At 70.7% G+C, this 22,730-nt stretch carries 24 protein-coding genes; 7 read left to right on the top strand and 17 right to left on the bottom strand.

Annotation, left to right across the window (positions count from 1 at the left end):
• Positions 1 to 68: 68 nt before the first annotated feature.
• The 7 genes from GGQ54_RS12170 to GGQ54_RS12140 are packed head-to-tail and all read right to left on the bottom strand — an operon-like array spanning position 69 to position 7,259.
• Positions 69 to 836, bottom strand: a complete 768-nt coding sequence (locus tag GGQ54_RS12170) for an SDR family NAD(P)-dependent oxidoreductase (RefSeq protein ID WP_179445627.1) — start codon at positions 834 to 836, stop codon at positions 69 to 71.
• Positions 837 to 867: 31 nt separating this feature from the next.
• The gene (locus tag GGQ54_RS12165) at positions 868 to 2,328 is read right to left on the bottom strand and encodes an aldehyde dehydrogenase family protein (RefSeq protein WP_179445626.1); all 1,461 of its coding nucleotides are present in this window, start codon (positions 2,326 to 2,328) and stop codon (positions 868 to 870) included.
• Positions 2,325 to 3,161 (bottom strand): ATP-binding cassette domain-containing protein, encoded by an 837-nt coding sequence (locus tag GGQ54_RS12160; RefSeq protein WP_179445625.1) that lies wholly within the window; start codon positions 3,159 to 3,161, stop codon positions 2,325 to 2,327. Before GGQ54_RS12160 ends, GGQ54_RS12165 begins: the two co-directional genes overlap by 4 nt.
• Positions 3,158 to 3,955, bottom strand: a complete 798-nt coding sequence (locus GGQ54_RS12155; RefSeq protein WP_179445624.1) for an ABC transporter ATP-binding protein — start codon at positions 3,953 to 3,955, stop codon at positions 3,158 to 3,160. The genes GGQ54_RS12160 and GGQ54_RS12155 overlap by 4 nt, the downstream gene beginning before the upstream one ends.
• Positions 3,952 to 4,773, bottom strand: a complete 822-nt coding sequence (locus tag GGQ54_RS12150; protein ID WP_179445623.1) for an ABC transporter permease — start codon at positions 4,771 to 4,773, stop codon at positions 3,952 to 3,954. Before GGQ54_RS12150 ends, GGQ54_RS12155 begins: the two co-directional genes overlap by 4 nt.
• On the bottom strand, positions 4,770 to 5,717 hold the full coding sequence (locus tag GGQ54_RS12145) for an ABC transporter permease (protein WP_179445622.1): 948 nt from the start codon (positions 5,715 to 5,717) through the stop codon (positions 4,770 to 4,772). Before GGQ54_RS12145 ends, GGQ54_RS12150 begins: the two co-directional genes overlap by 4 nt.
• 3 nt (positions 5,718 to 5,720) lie before the next feature.
• Complete coding sequence (locus GGQ54_RS12140; RefSeq protein WP_179445621.1) at positions 5,721 to 7,259, bottom strand: ABC transporter substrate-binding protein; 1,539 nt, start codon at positions 7,257 to 7,259, stop codon at positions 5,721 to 5,723.
• A 190-nt stretch (positions 7,260 to 7,449) separates the two neighbouring features.
• Between GGQ54_RS12140 and GGQ54_RS12135 the strand changes: the two genes are divergently transcribed.
• Together GGQ54_RS12135 and GGQ54_RS12130 are read left to right on the top strand one after the other, a co-directional pair.
• Entirely contained in the window at positions 7,450 to 8,841 is a 1,392-nt protein-coding gene (locus tag GGQ54_RS12135; protein ID WP_179445620.1) for an amidase, read from the top strand.
• On the top strand, positions 8,841 to 9,587 hold the full coding sequence (locus GGQ54_RS12130; protein ID WP_179445619.1) for a FadR/GntR family transcriptional regulator: 747 nt from the start codon (positions 8,841 to 8,843) through the stop codon (positions 9,585 to 9,587). The genes GGQ54_RS12135 and GGQ54_RS12130 overlap by 1 nt, the downstream gene beginning before the upstream one ends.
• Here the strand turns inward: GGQ54_RS12130 and GGQ54_RS12125 are convergent.
• Positions 9,563 to 10,117, bottom strand: coding sequence for a TetR/AcrR family transcriptional regulator (locus tag GGQ54_RS12125; RefSeq protein ID WP_179445618.1), 555 nt, complete (start codon positions 10,115 to 10,117; stop codon positions 9,563 to 9,565). The two genes, GGQ54_RS12130 and GGQ54_RS12125, sit on opposite strands and share 25 nt — an antisense overlap.
• Positions 10,118 to 10,150: 33 nt before the next feature.
• The gene (locus GGQ54_RS12120; protein WP_246292631.1) at positions 10,151 to 11,389 is read right to left on the bottom strand and encodes a trans-sulfuration enzyme family protein; all 1,239 of its coding nucleotides are present in this window, start codon (positions 11,387 to 11,389) and stop codon (positions 10,151 to 10,153) included.
• A gap of 122 nt (positions 11,390 to 11,511) precedes the next feature.
• On the opposite strand from GGQ54_RS12120, the gene GGQ54_RS12115 reads away from it, so the two are divergent.
• The 3 genes from GGQ54_RS12115 (at position 11,512) to GGQ54_RS12105 (ending at position 14,666) form a co-directional block, all read left to right on the top strand.
• Positions 11,512 to 12,003 (top strand): Lrp/AsnC family transcriptional regulator, encoded by a 492-nt coding sequence (locus GGQ54_RS12115; protein WP_179445616.1) that lies wholly within the window; start codon positions 11,512 to 11,514, stop codon positions 12,001 to 12,003.
• A 73-nt stretch (positions 12,004 to 12,076) separates the two neighbouring features.
• Positions 12,077 to 13,606 (top strand): MFS transporter, encoded by a 1,530-nt coding sequence (locus tag GGQ54_RS12110; protein ID WP_179445615.1) that lies wholly within the window; start codon positions 12,077 to 12,079, stop codon positions 13,604 to 13,606.
• 25 nt (positions 13,607 to 13,631) lie between these two features.
• Entirely contained in the window at positions 13,632 to 14,666 is a 1,035-nt protein-coding gene (locus tag GGQ54_RS12105; protein WP_179445614.1) for a DUF2330 domain-containing protein, read from the top strand.
• A gap of 87 nt (positions 14,667 to 14,753) precedes the next feature.
• On the opposite strand, the gene GGQ54_RS12100 is transcribed toward GGQ54_RS12105, so the two are convergent.
• The 8 genes from GGQ54_RS12100 to mca all read right to left on the bottom strand — a co-directional run bounded on the left by GGQ54_RS12100 (position 14,754) and on the right by mca (position 21,532).
• Positions 14,754 to 15,440, bottom strand: a complete 687-nt coding sequence (locus GGQ54_RS12100; protein ID WP_179445613.1) for an AIM24 family protein — start codon at positions 15,438 to 15,440, stop codon at positions 14,754 to 14,756.
• Between the two features lie 57 nt (positions 15,441 to 15,497).
• Positions 15,498 to 16,091 (bottom strand): putative glycolipid-binding domain-containing protein, encoded by a 594-nt coding sequence (locus GGQ54_RS12095; protein WP_179445612.1) that lies wholly within the window; start codon positions 16,089 to 16,091, stop codon positions 15,498 to 15,500.
• A 52-nt stretch (positions 16,092 to 16,143) separates the two neighbouring features.
• Complete coding sequence (nrdF, locus tag GGQ54_RS12090) at positions 16,144 to 17,142, bottom strand: class 1b ribonucleoside-diphosphate reductase subunit beta (RefSeq protein WP_179445611.1); 999 nt, start codon at positions 17,140 to 17,142, stop codon at positions 16,144 to 16,146.
• A gap of 13 nt (positions 17,143 to 17,155) precedes the next feature.
• Positions 17,156 to 19,426: a class 1b ribonucleoside-diphosphate reductase subunit alpha gene (gene nrdE / locus GGQ54_RS12085; RefSeq protein ID WP_425487403.1), complete on the bottom strand. Its 2,271-nt coding sequence runs from the start codon at positions 19,424 to 19,426 to the stop codon at positions 17,156 to 17,158.
• Positions 19,402 to 19,872 (bottom strand): class Ib ribonucleoside-diphosphate reductase assembly flavoprotein NrdI, encoded by a 471-nt coding sequence (gene nrdI, locus GGQ54_RS12080; RefSeq protein ID WP_179445610.1) that lies wholly within the window; start codon positions 19,870 to 19,872, stop codon positions 19,402 to 19,404. Before nrdI ends, nrdE begins: the two co-directional genes overlap by 25 nt.
• Positions 19,873 to 19,904: 32 nt before the next feature.
• Positions 19,905 to 20,156, bottom strand: a complete 252-nt coding sequence (gene nrdH / locus GGQ54_RS12075) for a glutaredoxin-like protein NrdH (RefSeq protein WP_179445609.1) — start codon at positions 20,154 to 20,156, stop codon at positions 19,905 to 19,907.
• A 222-nt stretch (positions 20,157 to 20,378) separates the two neighbouring features.
• Positions 20,379 to 20,576 carry a hypothetical protein gene (locus tag GGQ54_RS12070; protein ID WP_179445608.1) on the bottom strand — a complete coding sequence of 66 codons (198 nt, stop codon included), beginning with the start codon at positions 20,574 to 20,576 and terminating at the stop codon, positions 20,379 to 20,381.
• Positions 20,573 to 21,532: a mycothiol conjugate amidase Mca gene (gene mca, locus GGQ54_RS12065; RefSeq protein WP_179445607.1), complete on the bottom strand. Its 960-nt coding sequence runs from the start codon at positions 21,530 to 21,532 to the stop codon at positions 20,573 to 20,575. The genes GGQ54_RS12070 and mca overlap by 4 nt, the downstream gene beginning before the upstream one ends.
• A gap of 140 nt (positions 21,533 to 21,672) precedes the next feature.
• On the opposite strand from mca, the gene GGQ54_RS17410 reads away from it, so the two are divergent.
• A complete protein-coding gene (locus GGQ54_RS17410; protein ID WP_179445606.1) occupies positions 21,673 to 22,083 on the top strand; it encodes a DUF4307 domain-containing protein in 411 nt (136 codons plus the stop codon).
• 60 nt (positions 22,084 to 22,143) lie between these two features.
• Entirely contained in the window at positions 22,144 to 22,659 is a 516-nt protein-coding gene (greA, locus tag GGQ54_RS12055; RefSeq protein ID WP_179445605.1) for a transcription elongation factor GreA, read from the top strand.
• Positions 22,660 to 22,730: the final 71 nt, after the last annotated feature.

Below are 22,730 nucleotides of genomic sequence, written 5' to 3'. Positions count from 1 at the left end.
CCCCAACCATTGCGCCAGCCTAGGGGCAGGCGCGTTACGCCCGGGTTACCGGCAGCCGGGTCGGGCCATCAGGCGGGCGGCTCGAAGCGCCCGTCGATGGCGGTCCACCCGCCGTCGACGAAGAGCTGGCTGCCGGTGACGAAGGACGCGGCGTCGCCGGCGAGAAAGACGACCGCACCGACCAGTTCGTCGGGCCGGGCCCAGCGCCCGAGCGCGGACTTCTCGGCGTACGCGCGGCCCCAGTCGGCGTCGTCGCGGATCTGGCGGGTGAGTGGGGTCTCCACGACGCCCGGTGCGACGGCGTTCACCCGCACCCCGGCGGGCCCGTACTCGGCCGCCGCCGTCCGCAGCAATTGCACCAGCCCGGCCTTGGTCGCCGCATACACGCCCTGGCCCGGTTCGGTGGTCACCGCCCGGATGGAGGAGAAGCCGATGATGCTGCCCCCGCCGCGCGCCGCCATCGCGCCGCCGAACTCGCGCACCAGCGCGAACGACGCGCGCAGATTCAGCGACACGACGCGCTCGAAGTCGTCGGCGGTGTAGTCGGCGATCCGCTTGCGGACATTGGTCGCCGGGGTGAAGACGAGGACGTCGACGGTCAGCTCGGCGGCCGCCCGCGCGACGGCTGCCGGGTCCAGCACGTCGAGCGGGTACGCCGTCGCGGGCTCGCCGAGACGGCGTACCGTCGTCGCCAGCGCCGCCTCGTCGCGGTCGGCACAGATCACCGCCGCACCCTGGGCGGCCAGGCCCGCGGCGCACTCGGCGCCGATCCCGCCCGCCGCACCCACCACCAGCGCGCGCCGGCCATCGAGCCGGAACAGGTTCGCATAGTCCATGATCATCTCCGTCTGGTCAGGCCCCGCCTTGTCAGGCCCCGGCGCGGGTGTCCGGCCGGATGATCGCCATCCGGGTCACGGTGAGTTCCTCGATCGCGAACCGCGGCCCCTCGCGGCCGGCGCCGGAGTCCTTCACGCCGCCGTAGGGCATCACGTCGGAGCGAAATCCCGGCACCTCGTTGACGACCACGCCGCCCGCCTCGATCCGTTCCACAGCGGCGAAGGCGGCGGCCAGGCTGGCGGTGAAGATCGCGACGTGCAGCCCGTAGCGCGAGTCGTTGACCAGGTCGATCGCGGCGGCCAGGTCGGGCACCGAGCGGACGGCGACGACCGGCCCGAAGATCTCCTCGGCCCAGGCCTCGGTGACCACCGGCGGGTCCACCAGCACCGTCGGCTCGATGGCGCCACCGACCAGTCGGCCGCCGGCGATGATCTCGCCGCCCGCGGCCTGCGCCGCGGCCAGCCAGTCCCGCACCCGCCGGGTGGACCGCTCGTCGATCAGCGCGGCGACCCGGGTCTTCGGGTCCCGCGGATCGCCGACGACCACCTCCGCCAGCCGCGGGGCCAGTTCGGCGAGGAAGGCCTCGCGTACCTCCTCGACCACGATCACCCGCTGCACGCTGATACACGCCTGACCCGAGGCGTAGTAGCCGCCGCGGATCACCGCATCGGCCGCCGCGGCCAGGTCGGCATCGGCGGCGACCACCAGCGCCGCATTGGATCCCAGCTCCAACAACACCTTGGTCGGCGCGGCGTCGCGGGCGATCGCGTGCCCCACCGCGGCCGAGCCGGTGAACGAGACCGCGCCCACCCGCGGGTCCGTCGTCAGCGCGCGACCCACCGCCGCATCGCCGGTGACCAACTGCACGGCGCCGGCCGGCGCGCCCTCGGCGACCAGCGCCCGGCGCAGCACGTCGACCAGCCACAGCGTGGCGAGCGGCGTCTGCGGCGCGGGCTTGACGATCACCGGACAGCCCGCGGCGAGCGCCGGCGCGATCTTGTGCATCGCCAGCAGGAAGGGATAGTTGAAGCCGGCGATGCCCACCACGACGCCGATCGGGCGGCGCTGCCAGAAGCCGATCAGACCGTCGCCGCTCGGCAGCAGATCCAGCGGCACGGTCTCGCCGTGCAGCCGGGCCACCTCCTCGGCGGACAGCTCCAGGGTGAGCAGGGCTCGGTCGACCTCCACCCGGCAGTCGATCAGCGGCTTGCCGGTCTCGGCGACCAGCAGTTGCTCCAGCTCGGCGCGCTGCCCGCGCAGCTCGGCCAGCGCGCGCTGCAGCGCGCCGCGGCGGATCCGCGACGGCAGGGCTCCGACCACGTCGGCCAGGGCTGCGGCATGGTCGACGGCCCGCGCGGCGACCGCCTGGTCGCCCACCGGCGCAGTGCCGATCACCGATCCGTCGTGCGGGAAGATCACCTCTTCAGAACCCGGTACGCGCTGCCAGTCCTCGCCGATCGGAAGCCCGTCGGGCCAGCGCTGTTCGATCATGGTTCCTCTCCGTCCGTGCCGGCAAGCAGGTCGGCGGTGCCGGCACCCGCCAGTGCGCGATCGAGATCGGGCACCGCGGTGATCAACTGGCGGGTGTAGGCGGCCGCGGGATCGGCCCAGATGCGTTCCACCGGGCCGATCTCGACGATCTCGCCCGCGCGCATCACCGCCATCCGGTCGCAGACGTGCCGGACCACCGACAGATCGTGCGAGACCAGCACGAGCGTCAGCCCCAGGTCGTCGACGAGCCCGGAGATCAGGTCGAGCACCTGCCCGCGCACCGAGACGTCGAGCGCGCTGACCGGCTCGTCGGCCAGCAGGATGTCCGGTCGCGGGGCGAGCGCGCGGGCGATCGAGATCCGCTGCCGCTGCCCGCCGGAGAACTGGTGTGGGAAGCGGCGGGCGGCCTCGGCCGGCAGGCCGACCTGTTCCAGCAGCTCGCCGACGCGGGCGCGTCGTTGCGCGGGGGTCGCGCCGATCAGCGGCTCGGCCACGATGTCGGCGATCCGCATCCGCGGGTCCAGCGAGCCCGCCGGATCCTGGAAGACGAGTTGCAGCCGCCGGCGCAGGAACCCGAGCCGGCGCTCGGGCAGGCCGGAGACGGGCGTACCGTCGATGATCACCCGGCCGGCGCTCGGTCGGTCCAGCGCGGCCAGCAGTCGCAGCAGGGTCGACTTGCCCGATCCCGACTCGCCGACGATCCCGAAGCGCTCCCCCGCCGCGACCTCGAAGTCCACCCCGCGCAGGGCGTCGACCACCGGCGCCGGCCCGAACAGCGACCGGCGGGCGCGTCGGTAGCGCCGGGACACGCCCTGGGCGACGACGAGGCTCATCTGCCCACCTCCGCCCGCGGGGTCAGCCGGGATGCGGCGAGCAGTTTGCGCGTGTAGGTGTGCTGGGGCCGGGCGAGCACCTCGCCGACCGCCCCGGCCTCCACGATCCGGCCCTCGGTCATCACCAGTACCCGCTCGCAGACGGTCGCCACCACCCCCAGGTCATGGGTGATCAACAGCAGCGCCGCATCGTGCTCGGCCACGCCGCGCCGAATCAGGTCGAGCACCCGGGCCTGCACGGTGACGTCGAGCGCGGTGGTGGGCTCGTCGGCGATCAGCAGCTCCGGGTCATTGGCGAGGGCGATGGCGATCACCACTCGCTGTCGCTGGCCGCCCGACAGTTGGTGGGGGTACGCCAGCGCCGCCTGGGCGGGATCGGGCAGCCCGACATCGGCGAGCAGCTCGACGGCCCGGCGCCGGGCGGCCGCCCGGTCCGGGCGGGTGCGGTGGATGATCATCACCTCTGCCACCTGGTCCCCGATCCGCATCGTCGGGTTCAGCGCGGTCATCGGCTCCTGGAAGACCATGCTGGCCAGCCGCCCGCGGATCCGGGCGCGGGCGCGTTCGCCGGCCTCGACCAGATTGCCCTCGAACCCCGCCAGCCCGACCCGCCCACCTGCCCGCAACCCGTCGGCGAGCAGGCCCAGCGCGGCGAGGGCGGTCAGCGACTTGCCCGAGCCCGACTCGCCGATCAGCCCCACGCGCTCGCCGCGGCCGACGGTGAACGAGACGTCGTCGACCAGCCGCCTCGCGCCGGCGGTGACGGTCAGGCCCTCAACCTCGAGCACGCTCATTGCACACCCGCCAGTCGTGGGTCGAGGCGGTCGCGCAGGCCGTCGCCGAGCAGGTTGAAGCCGAGCACCGCAAGGGCAATCGCGATCCCGGGGATGATCACCAGCAGGGGTGCGGCGTAGATCAACTGCTGGCTCTCCTGCAGCATCCGGCCCCAGGACGGCGTGGGCGCCGGCGTGCCGAACCCGAGGAAGGACAGCGCCGCCTCGGCGAGGATGGCGATCGCGAACGAGACGGAGGCCTGGACGATGATCAGGCTGGCGACGCCCGGCAGGATGTGCCGCACGGCGATCCACAGCGGCGAGCGGCCGGCGGCCCGGGCCGCCGTGATGTAGTCCGCGTGCAGCAACTGCAGGGTGCCGGACCGGATCACCCGGGCGAAGATCGGCACCGTGGAGATGCCGATGGCGATCATCGCGACGGCGGTGCTTCCGCCGTAGACGGCGGTGAACATGATCGCCAGCAGCAGGGCCGGGAAGGCCAGCAACAGATCGACCCCGCGCGCCAGCAGCACGCCGAAGATGCCGGGCAACATGGCGGCCAGGATGCCCAGCGGTACGCCCACCACGGCCGCCACCCCGACGGCCACCACGCCCACCCACAGCGTGGTCCGGGCACCGACCATGAGCTGGCTGAAGACATCGCGTCCCAGCGCGTCGGTGCCCAGCAGATGCTCTGCCGACGGACCCTGCAGCCGGTCGATCGCGTTCACCAGGGTCGGGTCCCACGGGGTCCAGACGAAACTGATCAGCGCCATCGCGATGATCAGCGCAACCAGGATCCCGCCCACCCACAGGCTCGGGTTGCGTGGGCCGCTCATCGCGCCGCCCGCAGCCGCGGGTCGATCACCAGGTACAGGGCGTCGACCACGAAGTTGACCACCAGCACGGCGACGACCAGGACCATCACGACGTCCTGGACGACGATCAGGTCGCGGTTGGCGACGGCGTCCAGCAGCAGGGAGCCGATGCCCGGCACCACGAAGACCCGCTCGACCACCACGGCCCCGATCAGCAGCGTGGTCAACTGCAGACCGAGCACGGTGACCACCGGGATCGCGGCATTGCGCAGCCCGTGCCGCAACAGCGCCGGCACCGGCCGCAATCCCTTGGCCCGGGCCGTGCGCAGATAGTCCTCGCCGAGCACGTCCAGTACCGCGCTGCGGACATAGCGGGCCAGCACGGCCGCCTGGACCAGGGCAAGCGCGAGCACCGGCATGATCAACTGCTTGACGAACATCGCCGGGTCCTCGCTCGGCACCGTCCACCCGCCGGCCGGCAGCCAGCGCAGGCGTACCGCGAAGATCGTCACCAAGACGATGCCCGCGGCGAAGGCGGGCACCGCCATGCCGACCTGGGACAGCGCCGACAGGACCAGACCCGAGACCCGGCCGTTGCGCAGCGCCATCAGGCAGCCGAAGGGCACGGCGATCAGCACCGCGACGATCATCGCGCAGGCGACCAGCCAACCGCTGACCTGCAGCCGGTCACCGATCAGCGGCGCGATCGGCGTGCGGCCGATCCAGGAGTCGCCGAGGTCGAGGGTGAGCAGCCCGCGGACCCAGTCGACGTACTGCACCACCAGCGGACGGTCGAGCCCGAACTCCGTGCGCAGCCGGGCCACCGCCTCCTCCGAGCTGTTCACCCCCAGTGCGACCCGCGCCGGATCGCCCGGCAGCACCGCCATGAAGAGGAAGACCAGCACGGAGGCCGCGAACAGGCTGATGATCAGCAGCCCGAGCCGGGCCAGCAGCCGCAGCGCCATGGTTCAGCTACGGCCCAGGCCGGACAGGTCGAAGGACTCGGACACCGCATTCTTCGGCAGCCCGGTGATGTCGGCATCGGCGACCATCAGGTTCGGGAAGAGGAACAAGAAGTCCGCGGCGGCATCCTCGGCGATCATCCGGGCCGCGCGCTTCATGTTCTCGGTCTGCTCGGCCTCGGTGCCGGTGTCGGCGGCCTTCAGCGCCGCGACGAACTCGGGCTTGCCGTAGTGGGTGTAGTAGTCCGGGTCGCCGAAGACGGTGCCGATGTCGCGCGGCTCGACGTGCGCGACGATCGACATGTCGTAGTCTGAGTCCTTGAACACCGTCTGCAGCCACTGCGCCGGGAACTCGAGCTGATCGAGTTCGACGGTGAAGCCGGCCTGCTGTAGCTGGCTCTGCACCACCTGGCCGCAGGAGACCGCGTAGGGCAGGTTCGGGACCCGTAGCCGGATCGTCTCGTCGGCCTTGCCGGACTCGGCCAGCAATTGCCGCGCCCGGGCGGGGTCGTAGGGGTCGACCGCGGTCAGGTCCTCATACCAGGGGTCGGTCGGCGGGACCATCGAGCCGATCAGCGTGCCGCGGCCCGCCCAACAGGTGTCCAGCAGGGCCCGATGATCGATGGCCGAGCGGACGGCCCGGCGTACCCGCTGATCGCTCATCGGCTCGGTCGAGTTGTTGAACGACAAGACCACCTCGCCGTTCGTGGTGCCCTCGATGATCTGGAACCGCTGATCGCCCTCGAACTGGCGCAGCGCCTCGGGCGCCTGCACGGTGCCGATCACGTTGATCGTGTTCGACAACAGCGCGTTGTTCAGCGCATTCGGGTCCTTGAAGTAGCGGAAGGTGACCTCGCCGAAGGCCGGCGGGTTGCCCCAGTAGTCGTCGTTGCGGGTCAGCGTGATCGAATCGCCGCGGCGCCACTCGCCGAAGGTGTAGGGGCCGGTGCCGACCGGGGCGTTGGCAAGATCGCCGACGCCGTCGGGGGTCATCATCGCGCCGATCCGGGTGGTCATCCGGTAGAGCCAGTCGTTGGACGGCTCGCGCAGGGTGACCCGCAACTGGGTCGGCGAGACGGCCTCGGCGCTCGCCACGCGATCCATCGCAGACTTCAGCGACACCGACCAGTTCGACTTGACTCGCTCGATGGAGAAGGCGGCATCGTCGGCGGTGAAGGGCTTGCCGTTGCTGAAGGTCGCGCCCTCGACCAGCTCGAAGGTGTAGGTACGCCGGTCCTCGCTGAGCGTCCAGGACTTCGCCAGGGCCGGGACGATCTGGCCCTCGTTGTCCACCTTCACCAAGGTCTCGTAGACGTTGTAGAGCAACACCTGCGGGATGGCCGCCCCGTCGGTGCTGGTGAAGTCGAGGTTGGCGGGCTCGGCGATCAGGCCGACCGCGAGCGCATCGGTGTTCGGCCCGTCGGTCCCGCCCGGTGCGCCGCCGTCACCGGTGGCACCGGCCGAGCACGCGCTCATGATCACCAGCGCCAGCACCGCCAGCGCACCCGCGGCAGCCCGCGCCCATCCGTCAGTCCGGCCAGCCATCGCCCGCCCTCCCTCGCATTCGTGGGCCTCGTCGCCCGCGCTCAGCGTACGGTCCGAGCCGCCGCCCGCCGGCGCCGTCTCAGTGGTCTGACCAGTTGACTCGCCCGACCGTGGGGCTACCCTGCTGTTCGGATCGGGCGGTGTCAAGGGCCCGGCGAGATGCCCGCCGACGGGCAGAGCGGAGACGTCGATGACGAACCCGGCACGACTGAGCGCGGCCGAGTTGCTCCGCCGCTACGCCACGGGCGCCCTCACCCCGACGCAGGCCCACGACGCGGTGCAGGCCGAGATCGAACGCCGCGAACCCGTACTGAACGCCTTCTGGGTACGCGATGCCTCCGCCTCGGCGGCCGCGGCGGAGCAGAGCACGAAGCGCTGGGCCCGGGGCGAACCGGCCGGGCCGCTGGACGGCGTACCGGTCACGATCAAGGAGAACCTGGCCCGGGCCGGCGTACCCATGCCGGCGGGCAATGCCGCCGTGGCGCCGGTGCTGCCGGAGCGCGACTCGCCCGTCGCCGCGCGGCTGGCGGCCACCGGGGCGATCATCCTCGGCTCGACCGTGATGCCGGACTGGGGCATGTTGTCCTCGGGCGTGTCCAGCCTGCACGGGATCACCCGCAGCCCGTGGAACCCCGACTGGACCACGGGCGGGTCCAGTTCCGGGGCGGGCGCCGCCGCGGCGGCGGGATTCGGCCCGCTGCATGTCGGCACCGACATCGGCGGCTCGATCCGGCTGCCCGGCACCTGGCTCGGCCTGGCCACGCTGAAGCCGACCGGCGGACTGATCCCGCTGGATGCGCCCTATCTCGGTCGGGCCGCGGGACCGATGGGGCGCTCCGCCGATGATCTTGGTCTGCTGCTCGGCGTGCTCGCCGGGCCCGACCGACGCGACTGGACCGCGCTGCCGACGGTGACGGAGCCGACACCCGCACCGTCCGTGGCGGGTCTGCGAGTCGGGGTCCAGCGGGCGGCCGGCGCCGGGATGGACGTCGACGCCGAGGTCGCGGCGGCGACCGATGCGGCGGCCGCGATCTTCGCCGCGGGAGGCGCGGAGTTGGTCGACCTGGCCGGGTTCTTCACCCCCGAGCTGTTGCGCCGCCTCGACCTGTTCTGGCGGGTTCGCTCGCTGCATGATCAACGCGCGCTGCCGGCCGAGCGGGCGGAGCGGACGCTGCCGTTCATCCAGCGCTGGGTGGCCGGCGGCGCGGGCGTGGACGGTCTCGAGCTGATGGCCTGCTACAACGCGATCATCGAGCTCCAGTCCCGCACCATCGCCGCCACCGACGGGCTCGATCTGATCATCTCGCCGGTGGCGCCGGTCGCGGCCTTCCCCGCCGAGTGGCCGATGCCGTTCGGTGATCAGGATCTCGGGATGGCCCATATCGGCTTCACCGCGCCGTACAACATGTCCGGTCAGCCCGCCGGGACGATCAATTGCGGATTCACCTCCGACGGCCGGCCGATCGGGCTGCAGGTCGCCGGGCAGCGCTTCGCCGACCGGGCGGTGCTGGCGGCGCTGACCTGGTTCGAGAACCACCGGCCGGCGACCGCCGAACCGCACTGGCCGATCGGGGGGTCGTGATGGCGCCCTTCTCGCCGGTCCAGCCCGTCCGCCTCTACGAACGGATCGTCGAGCAGATCGAGCAGGCGGTCCGGGCCGGCGAGCTGCGCCCCGGGCAGCGACTGCCGAGCGAGCGGCAACTGGTTGCCGAGTTCGGCGCATCCCGGGCGACGGTGCGCGAGGCCCTGCGCGTGCTGGAATCGAACGGCGTCGTCCGCTCGCGACCCGGCGACCCGGGCGGGCCGGAGGTGCTGGGCTTCTCCACCGCGGCACTGAGCCGCCAGCTCCAGCGGCTCGCCGGCTCCGCCGAACTCGATCTCGCCGATCTGGTGGGATTCCGGATGATCATGGACGGCGCGGCCGTGACGCTCGCGGCGCAGCGGCGTACCGACGACGATCTGGCGACGCTGGATGCGCTGGTCACCGAGATGGAGGCCGCCGCCGAGCGGGGCTTCGGACCGTTCAGCGAGGCGGACCTCGCCTTCCACGAGGCGCTGACCCGCGCCGCCGGGAACACGCTGGTGCTGTTGTGCCTGCAATCGGTACGCAGTGCGGTGCTCGGATTGATCGCCGACGAGCTGGCCCGGGCGAGCGACGCGACCGCGCGGATGCGGGAGTCGGTCGAGCGTCACCGCGGCGTGCTCGCCGCCGTCCGGGCCGGCGACGGCGAGGGCGGCGCGGCGATTGCCCGGCGCGACCTCTACGACTACTACGCACCCCATGTCGCGGCGTCGGCCCGCGATCAGTTGCGGGCGCTGCTGGGCTGATCGGGCTCGAGCCAGCGGCGCACCTCGGGCTCGATCTCGCGCCAGGAGCCGACCGCCTCGGCCTGCTGCCCGCGCATCGCCCTCAGGTACAGGCCATCGCCGATCAGCAACAGGATGCGGGCCATCGCCGGGTCGCCGACGACGTCCAGCAGTGCGGCGTACCAGCCGTCCTCGAGGCCGTTCAGCACCGTCCGCGCACGGTCGGCGCCGGTCTGGGTCAGCCGGCTGGCGGCGATGTAGAGCTCGTTCAGATCGCTCGGGGACTCCGCCGAGGTGCGCAGGTAGTAGTCCACCGGCCCTTCGGGTGCCTCCCGCATCAGCGCGACGTCCTCGCCACCGAGCTCGGCGAGTCGGTCGAGCAGGCCGTCGACGAGCGCCTCGCGCGACCCGAAGTGATAGAGCAGGCCGCCCTTGGAGACGCCGGCCCGAGCCGCCACGGCGTCCATGGTCGCCGCCTGTTCGCCCGCCTCGGCGACGATCGCGGCGAAGGCGTCGAGCACCTTGTCACGGGCGGCGGGCGGTCGCGGCATGCGCTGCAGCGTACCCAGCAAGCCGGCGGGCGCTCAGCGCGGCACGCCCGCGCCCGGTGCTGAGCGGCTCTCGCGCGCGGCCGGCCGCTCCGGGGCCTGCCCCGCCGACGCGGCCCCGGCCAGGGCCTGCTCGAGATCGGCGATCACGTCCGCCGGTTCCTCCAGGCCGACCGACAGCCGCAGCAGCCCGGCATGCGGGCGCGCCTCGGCGGCGACCGGGCGGTGGGTCAGCGCCGCCGGGTGCTGGATCAGACTGTCCACCCCGCCCAGGGAGACGGCATGGGTGATCAGCCGGCAGCGCTCGGCGACGGCGGCCGCCGCGGCGTACCCGCCCCGCAGGCTGAACGCGAGCACCGCACCGGGTGCGCTCATCTGCCGCTCGCAGATCCGCTGCGGATCGTCGATGCCGGGATGGTGCACGCGAGCCACGGCGGGCTGGGCGGCGAGCCAGTTGGCGATCATGGTCGCGTGCTCGGACTGGGCGCGCACCCGCAGCGGCAGCGTCTGCAGGCCGCGCTGGGCCAGATGTGCCGCATCGGGATGCAGCAGGCCACCGGTGATCGCGCGGATCCCGCGCAGGCGCCGGGCCCACGCGGCATCGGCGGCGATCGCGCCGCCGACCAGGTCGCCGTGTCCGCCGACGAACTTGGTCAGGGAGTGCAGGGCCATCGCTGCACCGTGCGCCAGCGGGTTCTGCAGCACCGGGGTGGCGAAGGTGTTGTCGATCACCACGGGTACGCCGCGCGCCTGCCGCACCAGGTCGGCGATGTCGACGAGATCCAGGGTCGGGTTCGCCGGCGTCTCGGCGAGCACGATGCCCGTGCGGGGCGTGATCGCGGCGGCCACCTCGGCGGGACGCGCCCAGGTCACCTCGGTGCCGAGCAACCCGGTCGCGAGCAGGTGATCCGTGCCGCCGTAGAGCGGGCGGACCGCCACCACGTGCGGCGTACCGGCCTGCACGCAGGCAAGCAGCAACGCGGACACCGCGGCCATTCCGGACCCGAACGCGACCGCCTCGGGCGCGCCCTCCAACTCGGCGAAGGCGTCCTCGAACCGGGCGACCGTCGGGTTCCACAGCCGCTGGTAGACGAAGGAGTCGGCCGGCCCGGGGCGCCCGCCCGTGGCGAGCGTCTCGTAGGCGTCGCCGCCCGCCAGCACGCCCGGGAGCGCCGAGGTGCTCGACCGGTCGATCGGCGGCACGTGGGCCCAGCGCGTCGCCGGGCCGCCCAGGTCGCGGCGTCCCGCGTGTACGGCCCGGGTATCTGCGCTCATGCCGGTCATCTCCGCTGCTCCTTTGCTCGTCGATCTGACGTGATCCTGCACAGATGCCCGCGAGAGTGCGACACTGATGACGCAAGATTTCGCAGATTGTCCGTCTGTCACTCGATTCCTCGATGACAGCGGTACGCCGGGAGGACCTCGTGCAGGAGATGCAGCCCCTCGACGACCTCGACCGCACCCTGGTCCGGCTGCTGGCCGAGGACGCCGCACGGTCCAACAAGACGCTCGCCCGGGCAGCCGGCGTGGCCGAGTCGACCTGCCTGAACCGGATCCGCGCGTTGCGCCGCCGCGGGGTGATCACCGGCGTCCGCGCCGAGATCGCCCCGGAGCAGCTCGGGCTCGGGGTGGTTGCGATGGTCTTCGTCCGCTTCCACGCCCAGCAACGCACCCAGTTCGCGCAGTGGCGGCGCGAGATCTCCGCGCTCCCCGGCGTGATCGCCGGCTATCACCTGTCCGGCGCCTACGACTACCTGGTGCACGTCGCGACCGAGTCCCCCGACGCGTTGCGGGACTTCGTGCTCGATCACCTCTCACACCGTCCGGGCGTCGCCCGGGTCGAGACCAGCCTGGTCTTCGACACGGTCCGCGGCCCCGGTCTCGTGTGAACACACCCGTGGAAACTTAACCGTCTAGACGGTATAGTTACGGTCATCCACGTCCCGCAGGAGGAGGGTGACCATGACCAACCAGTTGATCGGCAGCTCCGAACGCGCCGGCCTGCGCGAATGGCTCGCGCTCGCCGTCCTGATGCTGCCCGTGCTGCTCGTCGCGGTGGACAACACCGTGCTCGGCCTGGCCCTGCCGGCCATCGCCGCCGACCTCCATCCCAGCGCCACCCAGCAACTGTGGATGATGGACGCCTATCCCCTGGTGCTCGCGGCGCTGCTGCTGGTGATGGGCAATCTCGGCGACCGGATCGGCCGGCGCCGCCTGCTGCTGGTCGGCGCCACCGGGTTCGCCGCGATCTCCTTCCTCACCTCCTTCGCGCCGAGTGCTGGGTGGCTGATCGCCGGCCGAGCCGGGATGGCGATCTTCGGGGCGATGCTGATGCCCTCGACGCTGGCCCTGCTCCGCTCGACCTTCGCGGTCCCCGCCGAGCGCCGGTTGGCCATCGCCGTCTGGACGGCGACCTTCGGCGCCGGCGCGGCACTGGGCCCGCTCGTCGGCGGCGTGCTGCTCACGGCCTTCGACTGGGGCGCGGTGTTCTGGATCGCCGTGCCCGTCCTGGTACCGCTGCTGGCGCTGGCTCCCCTGTTGATCAAGGAGTCGCGCAATCCGGCCCCCGGCCGTGCCGATCTGCTCAGCGTCGCGCTGTCCATCCTGGCGATGGGCCCGGCCGTGCTGGCGATCAAGGAGTTCGCGGTGCAGGGCCCGGGTCTCGAACCGTTGCTGCTCGCCGGCTTCGGCGCGGCCGTCGGTGTGATCTTCGTCCGCCGCCAACGGCTGCTCGCGGCAAGCGCCGGTCGCCAGCCGATGCTGGACGTCGCGCTGTTCGGCATCCCTGCCTTTCGCTACTCCGTGCTGGTGAACCTGTTGAGCATGATCGCGATGGTCGGCTTCCTGTTCCTGGTCTCCCAGCACCTGCAACTCGTGCTGCAGCTTTCCCCGCTGGACGCCGCGCTCGTCCTGGCGCCGGGCGCGCTGGCCTCGATCGTCGCCGGGTTCGGGGTGGTCTTCGCGGTCCGCCGGATCCCGGTACGCGTGGCGATCACGGCCGCCCTGTTGCTGTCGGCATCGGCGTACCTGAGCATCGCGATCGCGGGCGCCGGGGTGTCGGCGCTCGTGCTCGCGGCCGCGTTCACCCTGCTCGGGCTGGGCGTCGGCGCGGCCGAGACCCTGTCCAACGACCTGATCATCTCCTCGGCCCCGCGCGACCGGGCCGGCGCCGCGTCGGCGGTGTCGGAGACCGCATACGAGGTGGGCGCGGTGCTCGGCACGGCGCTGCTCGGCAGCGTGGTGACCGTGGCGTACCGAGCGCACCTGTACCTGCCGGCCGGTGTGGACGGCGTCGCCGCGGACGCGGCGCAGGGTTCCCTCGGCGGCGCGCTGGACGAGGCGGCGCGGATCGGCGGCGAGAGGGGTGCGGCACTGGCCGATGCGGCGCGTGCGGCCTTCGAGTCCGGAGTCACGGTGACCACGGCGCTGGGGGCCGCGCTGATGCTGGCCGCCGCGGTGATCGCCTGGCGGGGGCTGCGACAGGCTCGCTGACCCCCAGGCGGGGTGCAATCTTCCCATGGCCCGCCGTCACCGCCCGCTCCTTTTGCTCGTCACGCTGCTGCTCGCGATCATGGGCGGCGTGGTGGCCGCACCGGCGTACGCGTGCGCGTGCGGCGCCTACGAGCCGAGCCGGCAGCGCGATCTCTCGCTGAGCGGCGAACAGGCTGCGATCAGCTTCGACGGCAGCCGGGAGCGGATGGCGATCAGCACCGGGCTGCGCACGGACAGCACCGACCTCGCCGTCCTGCTGCCGCTGCCGGCCGAGGCGACGCTGACCCTGGCCGATTCGGCGATGTTCGATCAGCTCTACGACGCCACCGCACCGGAGGTGATCACGACCGAGAACTGGCTGCCCGGCGGCTCGGGCGTCGGCGATGGCGCGCCGGGCGCGGGCGGGGGCTCGGTCCAGGTGCTGGAGGAGAAGCGAGTCGGGGAGTACGCCACGGCGCAGTTGCGCGGCACGCGGGACGCCGTCGCGGACTGGCTCGGCGCGAACGGATTCCGCAGCCGAGACGACGTGCTCGACGGGCTCGGCGACTATCTGGAACGCGGCTGGATCGTGCTGGCCGTCCGCGCGAGCCTGCCGGGCGGCGGGGCCGACGAGCTGCGGAACCTGCAGCCGCTGGTCGCAGAGTTCGCGACCAGCGAGCCGGTGTATCCGATGCTGCTCTCGGCGACCTCGGAGGACCGGCTGCCGTTTCGGCTGTACGCCTTCGCCCCCCATCGCCTCGACGCGACCGTCGGCGCCGCGAGCCTGCCGGTCAGCTTCGCCGGCCCGTTCGATGCTGGAGCGGCCCCGGCGGCGGCGGCGTTCGCGCAGCCGGGGGCGGGCTTCCTGACCCGCTTCGACGACGTGCTCGATCCGCGGGAGATCACCAGCGACGTCGCCTTCGCCGACAGCGCGGTCGGCGACCAGCCGCTGCGTGGGGTGATCCACCGGACCGTCGATCGCAGCGGGTGGACCCTGGCGGGCGGGGCGGCGATCCTGATCATCGCCGCGATCGCCGTCGCGGTCGGGGTCGGCCTGCGGCGCCGCCGAGCGGCTGGCTGACTGCTCACCCCCTGCTCACACCCCCCGGGGCGCCCGGGTTGTCCCGACGTTTGCGTCAGATCTGACGCAAACGTCGGGACAGACCCGTCAGCGGCCGCCGGTCCCGCCGACGACGGGTACGCCCTCCGAGGGCTGCACCACCACGAAGCCCGGGCCGTGGAAGGCGAGCTGGAAGGTCTCGCCCGAGCCGCGGCCGATCAGCGAGCCCATCTTGAAGTCGTTCTTGATCTGCGGCGCGAGATTCGCCGACCAGCAGACGGCCGCCTGCGGGTCGACATAGGTCGGCTGCTGCGAACAGTCGAGCAGCATCGGCGGACCGTCGGAGGTCACCGCGACCATGCCGTGGCCCTGCAACAACAGGTTGAACAGCCCGCCGGCCATGAAGCCCGCCCCGCCGAGCGACTTGATGTCCCAGTCGATGCTGGAGTCGAAGGCCAGCATGTTCTTGGTGTTCAGCGTGAGCGCCTCGCCCTCGAGCTGGACCAGGAAGATGTCGTGGGCCTGGCGGGCGTAGAAGACCTCGCCGTGGCCGCTGGCGCGCATCATGTTGGCCCCCTCGCCGGTGGCCATCTTCTTCAGCAGCTTCATCCCGCCGCCCGAGCCCTGGTAGGAGAAGTCCAGCTGGCCCTGGTAGGCAACCATCGCCCCGGCCGCGGAGACGATCTCCGGTGCCTGCGGAGTGAGGGCGCAGCGCAGCATCTTCTGCGACTGCAGGGCCCAGCGTTCGTTGGTCTGACGTTCGGCGTTCGAGGCGTCGAACAGATTGCTGCGCATGCAAGTCCTCCTGGGATTTTGGCCGGTACGCGAGGCCCATCCCAGCAGATGCGCGGGTCAGCGCGGGTCGACGCGGCGCGCCAGTCCCGGGTAGTTGATCACGAACCCGTCGGCGTCGACGGTCAACTCCGCACGAAAGTCGCGCAGCTCGCTCTCGTAGCGCACCCGGCCCGGGCCGGCGCTGGCGTAGCGCTGGGCCGACGAGATGACGCGCAGCGACGGGACCTCGATCCAGGCCATCGTCAGCACCTGTTCCTCGACGGTGCCGTCCAGCAGACCGAGGCGGCGGATCGGCATCACGTTGGTCAGCGGACACAGCCCGAGATCGCAGTCCAGCGCGCCGTCCAGCCCACCCGGGTGATCGAGCCCGGGCGGCGGCAGATCGGGCTCGCCGTCAGTCGTGACCGCGCTCGTCCAGCCGCCGTCGTCGTCGCGGCGCAGGTCGAGCGTCCGTGCCCAGCCATCGCCGAGCGCGCTCACGCGCATCCGTCGGGTGATCCAGCCCTCGCCGCACTCCAGCGCCCAAGCGAGCGCCCAGACGTTCGTGCGCTGGGTGCCGTGCGCGGTCAGCGTCGCACCGTCGACCGACGCAAGGGCCGTGTCGAGGCGTTCCGGATCATCCTCCCCGAGCCAGGCGAATGATCGTCGCATGGACCCATCCTCGCAGTGTCGCCGCACAACCTCGCAGCCGGCGTGGCTGCGGTCAGAAGTCCCAGTCCTCGTCGGTGGTATTGACGGCCTTACCGATCACGTACGACGAGCCGGACCCCGAGAAGAAGTCGTGATTCTCATCCGCATTCGGCGACAGCGCGGACAGGATCGCCGGCGACACGTCGGTCACCGTCGCCGGGAACATCGCCTCGTAGCCGAGGTTCATCAGCGCCTTGTTGGCGTTGTAGTGCAGGAACTTCTTCACATCCTCGCTCAGCCCGACGCCGTCGTAGAGCGCGTGGGTGTAGGCCACCTCGTTGTCGTAGAGATCGAAGAGCAGGTCGAAGGTGTAGGTCTTCAGCTCCTCGCGCCGCTCCGGGGTCTGGGTCTCCAGGCCGCGCTGGTACTTGTAGCCGATGTAGTAGCCGTGCACCGCCTCGTCGCGGATGATCAACCTGATCATGTCCGCGGTGTTGGTCAGCTTGGCCCGGCTCGACCAGTGCATCGGCAGGTAGAACCCCGAGTAGAACAGGAACGACTCGAGCAGCGTCGAGGCGACCTTCTTCTTCAGCGGGTCATCGCCCTGGTAGTAGCCCATGACGATCTCGGCCTTGCGCTGCAGGTGCTCGTTCTCCACCGACCAGCGAAACGCCTCGTCGATCTCCCGGGTCGAGCACAGGGTCGAGAAGATCGACGAGTACGACTTCGCATGCACCGACTCCATGAACGCGATGTTGGTCAGCACCGCCTCCTCGTGCGGGGTCAGCGCATCCGGGATCAGGCTGACCGCGCCGACCGTGCCCTGGATGGTGTCCAACAGCGTCAGGCCGGTGAAGACCCGCATGGTGAGCTGCTGCTCCTCCTTGGTCAGCGTCCCCCACGACTGCACGTCGTTGGACACCGGCACCTTCTCCGGCAGCCAGAAGTTGTTCACCAACCGGTTCCAGACCTCGACGTCCTTGTCGTCGGCGATCCGGTTCCAGTTGATCGCCTGCACGTGGTCGACCAGCTTCACCGCCGGCGTCGCCGTGCCCTCGCCCGTTGTCGTCATGATCAGTTCTCCTTCACAGCATGCACGAGACGCAGCCCTCGACCTCGGTGCCCGACAGCGCGAGCTGTCGCAGCCGGATGTAGTAGAGCGTCTTGATGCCCTTCTTCCACGCATAGATCTGGGCCTTGTTGATGTCGCGGGTCGTCACCTCGTCGGTGAAGAACAGCGTGCAGGACAGGCCCTGGTCGACGTGCTGGGTCGCGGCGGCGTACGTGTCGATGATCTTCTCGTAACCGATCTCGTACGCGTCGGCGTAGTACTCCAGATTGTCGTTGGTCAGGAACGGTGCCGGGTAGTAGACCCGCCCGATCTTGCCCTCCTTGCGGATCTCGATCTTGGCCGCGACCGGGTGGATCGACGACGTCGAGTTGTTGATGTAGGAGATCGACCCGGTCGGCGGCACGGCCTGCAGGTTCTGGTTGTAGATCCCGTGCTCCATCACGTCGGCCTTGAGCTGCGCCCAGTCGGCCTGGCTCGGGATGGCCACGCCGGCGGTCGCGAACAGCTCCTCGACCTTCTCGGTCTTCGGCTGCCACGGCGCATCCGTGTAGGAGTCGAAGAACTCGCCGCTGGCGTACTTGCTGCGCTCGAATCCGTCGAAGGTCTCGCCCCGCTCCCGGGCGATCTTGTTCGACGCGCGCAGGCAGTGGAAGAGCACCGTCATGAAGTAGATGTCGGTGAAGTCCACACCCTCGGCCGAGCCGTAGTGGATCCGCTCGCGGGCCAGGTAGCCGTGCAGGTTCATCTGCCCGAGCCCGATCGCGTGGCTCTTCGAGTTGCCGTACGCCACACTCGGCACCGAGTCGATGTGGCTCATGTCCGAGACCGCGGTCAGGCCGCGGATCGCCGTCTCGACCGTCTGCCCGAAGTCCGGGGAATCCATTGCCGAGGCGATGTTCAGCGAACCCAGGTTGCAGGAGATGTCCTTGCCGATCTCGGCATAGGAAAGATCATCGTCGTAGCGGCTCGGCGTGGAGACCTGGAGGATCTCGCTGCACAGGTTCGACATCGTGATCCGGCCGTCGATCGGGTTCGCCCGGTTCACCGTGTCCTCGAACATGATGTAGGGATAGCCCGACTCGAACTGGATCTCCGCGATCGTCTGGAAGAACTCCCGCGCGTTGATCTTGGTCTTGCGGATCCGCGAGTCATCGACCATCTCGTAGTACTTCTCGGTCACCGAGATCTCGGTGAACGGTACGCCGTAGACGCGCTCGACGTCATAGGGCGAGAAGAGGTACATGTCCTCGTTCTTCTTCGCCAGCTCGAAGGTGATGTCGGGGATCACCACGCCGAGCGACAGCGTCTTGATCCGGATCTTCTCGTCGGCGTTCTCCCGCTTGGTGTCGAGGAAGCGGTAGATGTCGGGGTGGTGCGCGTTCAGGTACACCGCGCCGGCGCCCTGGCGCGCGCCGAGCTGGTTGGCATAGGAGAAGGAGTCCTCCAGCAGCTTCATCACCGGGATCACGCCCGAGGACTGGTTCTCGATCTGCTTGATCGGCGCACCGGACTCGCGGATGTTGGTCAGCGACAGCGCGACACCGCCGCCGCGCTTGGACAACTGCAGCGCCGAGTTGATCGCCCGCCCGATGGACTCCATGTTGTCCTCGACGCGGAGCAGGAAGCACGAGACGAGCTCGCCGCGCTGCTTCTTGCCGGCGTTGAGGAAGGTCGGCGTCGCCGGCTGGAAGCGGCCGCCGAGGATCTCGTCGACCAGGTTCTCCGCCAGCGCCTCGTCGCCCCGGGCGAGCGCCAGCGCGACCATGCACACGCGGTCCTCGTAGCGCTCCAGGTAGCGCTTCCCGTCGAAGGTCTTCAGCGTGTAGGAGGTGTAGTACTTGAACGCGCCGAGGAAGGTCGGGAAGCGGAACTTCTTGGCGTACGCCCGCTTCCACAGGCCGCTGATGAACTCGCCGCTGTACTGGTCGAGCACCTCGCGCTCGTAGTAGCCGTGCTTGACCAGGTGGTCGAGCTTCTCCTCCAGGTCGTGGAAGAAGACGGTGTTCGGGTTGACGTGCTGCAGGAAGTACTGGTGCGCGGCCTCCCGGTCGGCGCCGAACTGGATCCGGCCGGCCTCGTCGTAGAGGTTCAGCATCGCATTCAGCTCGTGATAGCCGAGCCCGCGGAACCGCTCGGGGATCGCCTTGTCGTCGGCATCCGGGGCGACATCGGACGCGATGAGCTCGGGCGCCGGCTGTGGCGCGCTCCCCGGCTCGCCGCTGCCGGCGTCGGTCTCGGGCCCGGGCGCGGCGCCCTCGGTCAGCTCTTCGACTGTCGTCTCCACAGTTCCTCCAGTCCCTCCCGGACCCGGGTCACGTCCTCCGGGGTCCCCATCAATTCGAACTTGTACAACACGGGCACCCCGCACTTCGCCGCGATGATGTCGGCGGCGACGCCGTAGGTGTCATGGAAGTTGGTATTGCCGGCCCCGATCACTCCGGTCAGCCTGGCCCGGTTGGCCGGATCGTTGAGGAAACGCACCACCTTCGGTGGCACGTGCCCCTTCCCGTCGGCCCCGTAGGTCGGGACCACCAGCACGAACGGCGACCCGGCCCTGACCTGTTGCCCGGCCAGGGGCAGCCTCGTCGCCGGGAGCCCCAGCTTCTCGACGAAGCGGTGGGTGTTTCCCGAACTGGACGAGAAGTAGATCAGCCGCTCGTTCGTGTCGAGCAGATCAGATCCGTCGGCGTTGCCCGCGTCCGCTGCGGTGGCCAGCATCGCGTTCGGCATCGGTACGCCCGGATCGGTTTCGCCCGCGCCGCTCAGGCGACGTTGCTGGCCGCGGCATCGGCCTTGGCCAGCGCCGCGATCTTGTCGGGCCGGAAACCCGACCAGTGATCGGTGGCGGTGATCACGATCGGCGCCGCGAAGTAGCCCAGATCCTTGCTGTGCGCCAGGGCCGCATCGTCGGTGGTGAGATCGATGATCTCGTAGTCGATGCCGGCCTTGTCGAGAGCGCGGTAGGTCGCCGTGCACTGCACGCAACCGGGCTTGGTGTACACCGTCACGGACATGAGTCGGGCTCCTCGGAAGTGGGGTGGATGACGGGCCGGATTGCTCCTCCGGGCCTCGTTGTGCTTGTGTTGTGCGCCGGGTGCTCAAACACTAGATGTAGTGGCTGACGCTCACCTCGACCGCTAGATAAGCGTATTACACCGGTGTGATTTTGGGAAGACGACGGCGTGTCTTTTTCGCCTCGGGCCACCCCGCCCAGCGCTGGCGCGGGCGAGCGGGGATCAGTCGTCCGAACGCTCGGGCGTGTCGCGCCGACCACCCTCCTCGGCCTCGTCCTCGAGCCGCTCCCGCTCCGCGCGCATCCGCTTCATCATGCTGCGGAACAGCAGCACCATGACGACGGCCATCACCACCAGCAGGATCGCCATGCCCCAGCCCGCGATGGCGATGTCGGCCAGCGGATTGCCCTCGTTCCTCATGCCCGGGCCTCCTGCGCCGCCGACACCGCGATGCCCGCGAACAGGTCGTCCTCCGGGGTCGCGGCGTCGATGCGGCTGCGGGCCAGCTCGAAGTCCTCCGTGGGCCAGGCCGTCTGCTGGACGTCGAGCGGCACGGCGAACCAGCGGCCGTCCGGATCGATCTGGGTTGCGTGGGCAAGAAGCGCCGCATCGCGTACCCCGAACCAGTCCGCGGCATCCACCCGCGTCGTGATCCGCTGCTCCCACTCGGGCTCGCGCTGCCAGTTCGCCAGTTGCTCCGCATACGGCGATTCGAGGCCCCGCTCGCGCATCGCGGCATCCAGCGCCTCGAACCGGGCCCGATGAAACGACATGTGGTAGTAGAGCTTGCTGACCGCCCACGGCTCGCCGTGTTCGGGCCAGGCGGTCGGATCGGCGGCGGCATCCCACGCCGCCAGGCTGATCCGATGGGTCATGATGTGATCCGGGTGCGGGTAGCCGCCACGTTCGTCATAGGTCGTCATCACATGCGGCCGGAACTCCCGGATCACCTGGACCAGCCGGCCGGCCGACTCGTCGATGTCGGTCAGCGCGAAGCATCCGTCGGGCAGCGGCGGCAGCGGATCGCCCTCGGGCAGGCCCGAGTCGACGAAGCCGAGCCAGACCTGTTCGACTCCGAGGATCTCCCGCGCCGCGTCCATCTCGGCCTTCCGGACGGCGGCGATGTTGGCCTCGATGTCGGGGCGCTCCATCGCGGGATTGAGAATGGATCCCCGTTCGCCGCCGGTGCAGGTCACCACCATCACCTCCACCCCCTCGCCGACGTAGCGGGCCGTGGTCGCCGCTCCCTTGCTCGACTCGTCGTCGGGGTGGGCGTGCACGTGCAGCAGCCGCAGTGGTTCTCCCGCGCGGTCGCGGCGCAGTACGGGGACATCGTGCTGGGTGGTGCCCTCGTGGGCCAGCTCACGCTCGGTCATGTGCCCATCCTTCCCAGCCGCGCCCGTCCCGGCCAACTCGGGGTCTCGCTCTCCCCTTGCCGCGCCACCCCACTACTGCACAACACCGCGCCGACGGCACGGATTCCCTGCCGAGCGCCGCGGTGCCGCACAATTGCGGGGTGTCCGAGCAGCCGCTGACCGAGGCCGAGCAACGCATCGCGCGCCGTTACCCGCCGCCGCGGATCCCGCGCGCGGCGTGGTGGATCGCCGGCGGTCTGTTGATTCCCGTGCTGGTGGCCGGCTGGCTGTGGATCGCGACGAGCCAGGCCAATCGGGCGGTCACGGCGAGCGTGCACACCTTCGAGATCGCCGACGACCGGGTGGACGCGGTGATCACCGTGCAGCGCCCCGATCCTTCGCGCGCGGCGACCTGCGAGGTCTTCGCCCAGGCGGTCAACTTCGAGCGCGTCGGGGAGATCTCGGCGCCGGTGCCGCCGTCGACGCGTACCTCCGACACCATCGCGGTCACGATCCAGACCTACCGCCGGGCGACCGCGATCGACGTCGGCGACTGCACGATCGTCGACTGATCGACCCGGACCCGGGCCGCGTCGGGGCCCCGTGAGGGCGCCCTTTGCTAGCCTTGTCCGATGGCAGAGACCACTCAACCGAACACGATCTGGCTCACCCAGGAGGCCTACGACAAGCTGGCCGCCGAGCTGGAGCACCTGCAGAACGAAGGCCGCGCCGAGGTGACCGCCCGGATCGCGGCGGCCCGCGACGAGGGCGACCTGCGCGAGAACGGCGGCTACCACGCCGCGCGTGAGGAGCAGGGCCAGCAGGAGGCTCGGATCGTCCAGCTCAAGGACATGCTGCGGCGCGCCGAGGTGGGCGAGCCGCCGACCGATCCCGACGAGGTCGTGCCGGGCAGCAAGGTGACGATCGCCTTCGACGGCGATGAGTCCGACACCGACACCTTCCTGCTGGGCTCGCGCGAGATGCTCGGGCTGGACGACGGCGTCGACGCGCTCAACGTCTACAGCCCGCAGAGCCCGCTGGGCGCGGCCATCCTGAACAAGAAGAAGGGTGACGCCGTCTCCTACGAGGCGCCCAACGGGTCATCGATCAACGTGACCATCGTCTCCGTGGAGCCGTTCGACGGCTGACGCCCCTGCACTCTCCGCCATCCGCGAGGGCCGCACGGATCACCGTGCGGCCCTCGCGGTTTGTCTGCGTT

The sequence above is a fragment of the Naumannella cuiyingiana genome (assembly GCF_013408305.1).
Lineage (GTDB): Bacteria > Actinomycetota > Actinomycetes > Propionibacteriales > Propionibacteriaceae > Naumannella > Naumannella cuiyingiana.
The sequence above is the reverse complement of the archived record's forward strand: the minus strand, read 5'-3'. Positions and strand labels throughout refer to the sequence as shown.

What these genes read in the sequence shown, in the direction of transcription:
- GGQ54_RS12165 (WP_179445626.1), bottom strand. Translation starts at nt 2,328, where the DNA reads ATGATCGAACAGCGCTGGCCCGACGGGCTTCCGATCGGCGAGGACTGG.
- GGQ54_RS12155 (WP_179445624.1), bottom strand. Translation starts at nt 3,955, where the DNA reads ATGAGCGTGCTCGAGGTTGAGGGCCTGACCGTCACCGCCGGCGCGAGG.
- GGQ54_RS12130 (WP_179445619.1), top strand. Translation starts at nt 8,841, where the DNA reads ATGGCGCCCTTCTCGCCGGTCCAGCCCGTCCGCCTCTACGAACGGATC.
- GGQ54_RS12145 (WP_179445622.1), bottom strand. Translation starts at nt 5,717, where the DNA reads ATGGCGCTGCGGCTGCTGGCCCGGCTCGGGCTGCTGATCATCAGCCTG.
- GGQ54_RS12100 (WP_179445613.1), bottom strand. Translation starts at nt 15,440, where the DNA reads ATGCGCAGCAATCTGTTCGACGCCTCGAACGCCGAACGTCAGACCAAC.
- GGQ54_RS12135 (WP_179445620.1), top strand. Translation starts at nt 7,450, where the DNA reads ATGACGAACCCGGCACGACTGAGCGCGGCCGAGTTGCTCCGCCGCTAC.
- GGQ54_RS12160 (WP_179445625.1), bottom strand. Translation starts at nt 3,161, where the DNA reads ATGAGCCTCGTCGTCGCCCAGGGCGTGTCCCGGCGCTACCGACGCGCC.
- nrdH (WP_179445609.1), bottom strand. Translation starts at nt 20,156, where the DNA reads ATGTCCGTGACGGTGTACACCAAGCCCGGTTGCGTGCAGTGCACGGCG.
- GGQ54_RS12115 (WP_179445616.1), top strand. Translation starts at nt 11,512, where the DNA reads ATGACAGCGGTACGCCGGGAGGACCTCGTGCAGGAGATGCAGCCCCTC.
- GGQ54_RS12070 (WP_179445608.1), bottom strand. Translation starts at nt 20,576, where the DNA reads ATGAGGAACGAGGGCAATCCGCTGGCCGACATCGCCATCGCGGGCTGG.
- GGQ54_RS12150 (WP_179445623.1), bottom strand. Translation starts at nt 4,773, where the DNA reads ATGAGCGGCCCACGCAACCCGAGCCTGTGGGTGGGCGGGATCCTGGTT.
- mca (WP_179445607.1), bottom strand. Translation starts at nt 21,532, where the DNA reads ATGACCGAGCGTGAGCTGGCCCACGAGGGCACCACCCAGCACGATGTC.
- GGQ54_RS12140 (WP_179445621.1), bottom strand. Translation starts at nt 7,259, where the DNA reads ATGGCTGGCCGGACTGACGGATGGGCGCGGGCTGCCGCGGGTGCGCTG.
- GGQ54_RS12170 (WP_179445627.1), bottom strand. Translation starts at nt 836, where the DNA reads ATGGACTATGCGAACCTGTTCCGGCTCGATGGCCGGCGCGCGCTGGTG.
- GGQ54_RS12120 (WP_246292631.1), bottom strand. Translation starts at nt 11,389, where the DNA reads ATGAGCGCAGATACCCGGGCCGTACACGCGGGACGCCGCGACCTGGGC.
- GGQ54_RS12105 (WP_179445614.1), top strand. Translation starts at nt 13,632, where the DNA reads ATGGCCCGCCGTCACCGCCCGCTCCTTTTGCTCGTCACGCTGCTGCTC.
- GGQ54_RS12110 (WP_179445615.1), top strand. Translation starts at nt 12,077, where the DNA reads ATGACCAACCAGTTGATCGGCAGCTCCGAACGCGCCGGCCTGCGCGAA.
- nrdF (WP_179445611.1), bottom strand. Translation starts at nt 17,142, where the DNA reads ATGACGACAACGGGCGAGGGCACGGCGACGCCGGCGGTGAAGCTGGTC.
- nrdI (WP_179445610.1), bottom strand. Translation starts at nt 19,872, where the DNA reads ATGCCGAACGCGATGCTGGCCACCGCAGCGGACGCGGGCAACGCCGAC.
- GGQ54_RS12095 (WP_179445612.1), bottom strand. Translation starts at nt 16,091, where the DNA reads ATGCGACGATCATTCGCCTGGCTCGGGGAGGATGATCCGGAACGCCTC.
- GGQ54_RS12125 (WP_179445618.1), bottom strand. Translation starts at nt 10,117, where the DNA reads ATGCCGCGACCGCCCGCCGCCCGTGACAAGGTGCTCGACGCCTTCGCC.
- greA (WP_179445605.1), top strand. Translation starts at nt 22,144, where the DNA reads ATGGCAGAGACCACTCAACCGAACACGATCTGGCTCACCCAGGAGGCC.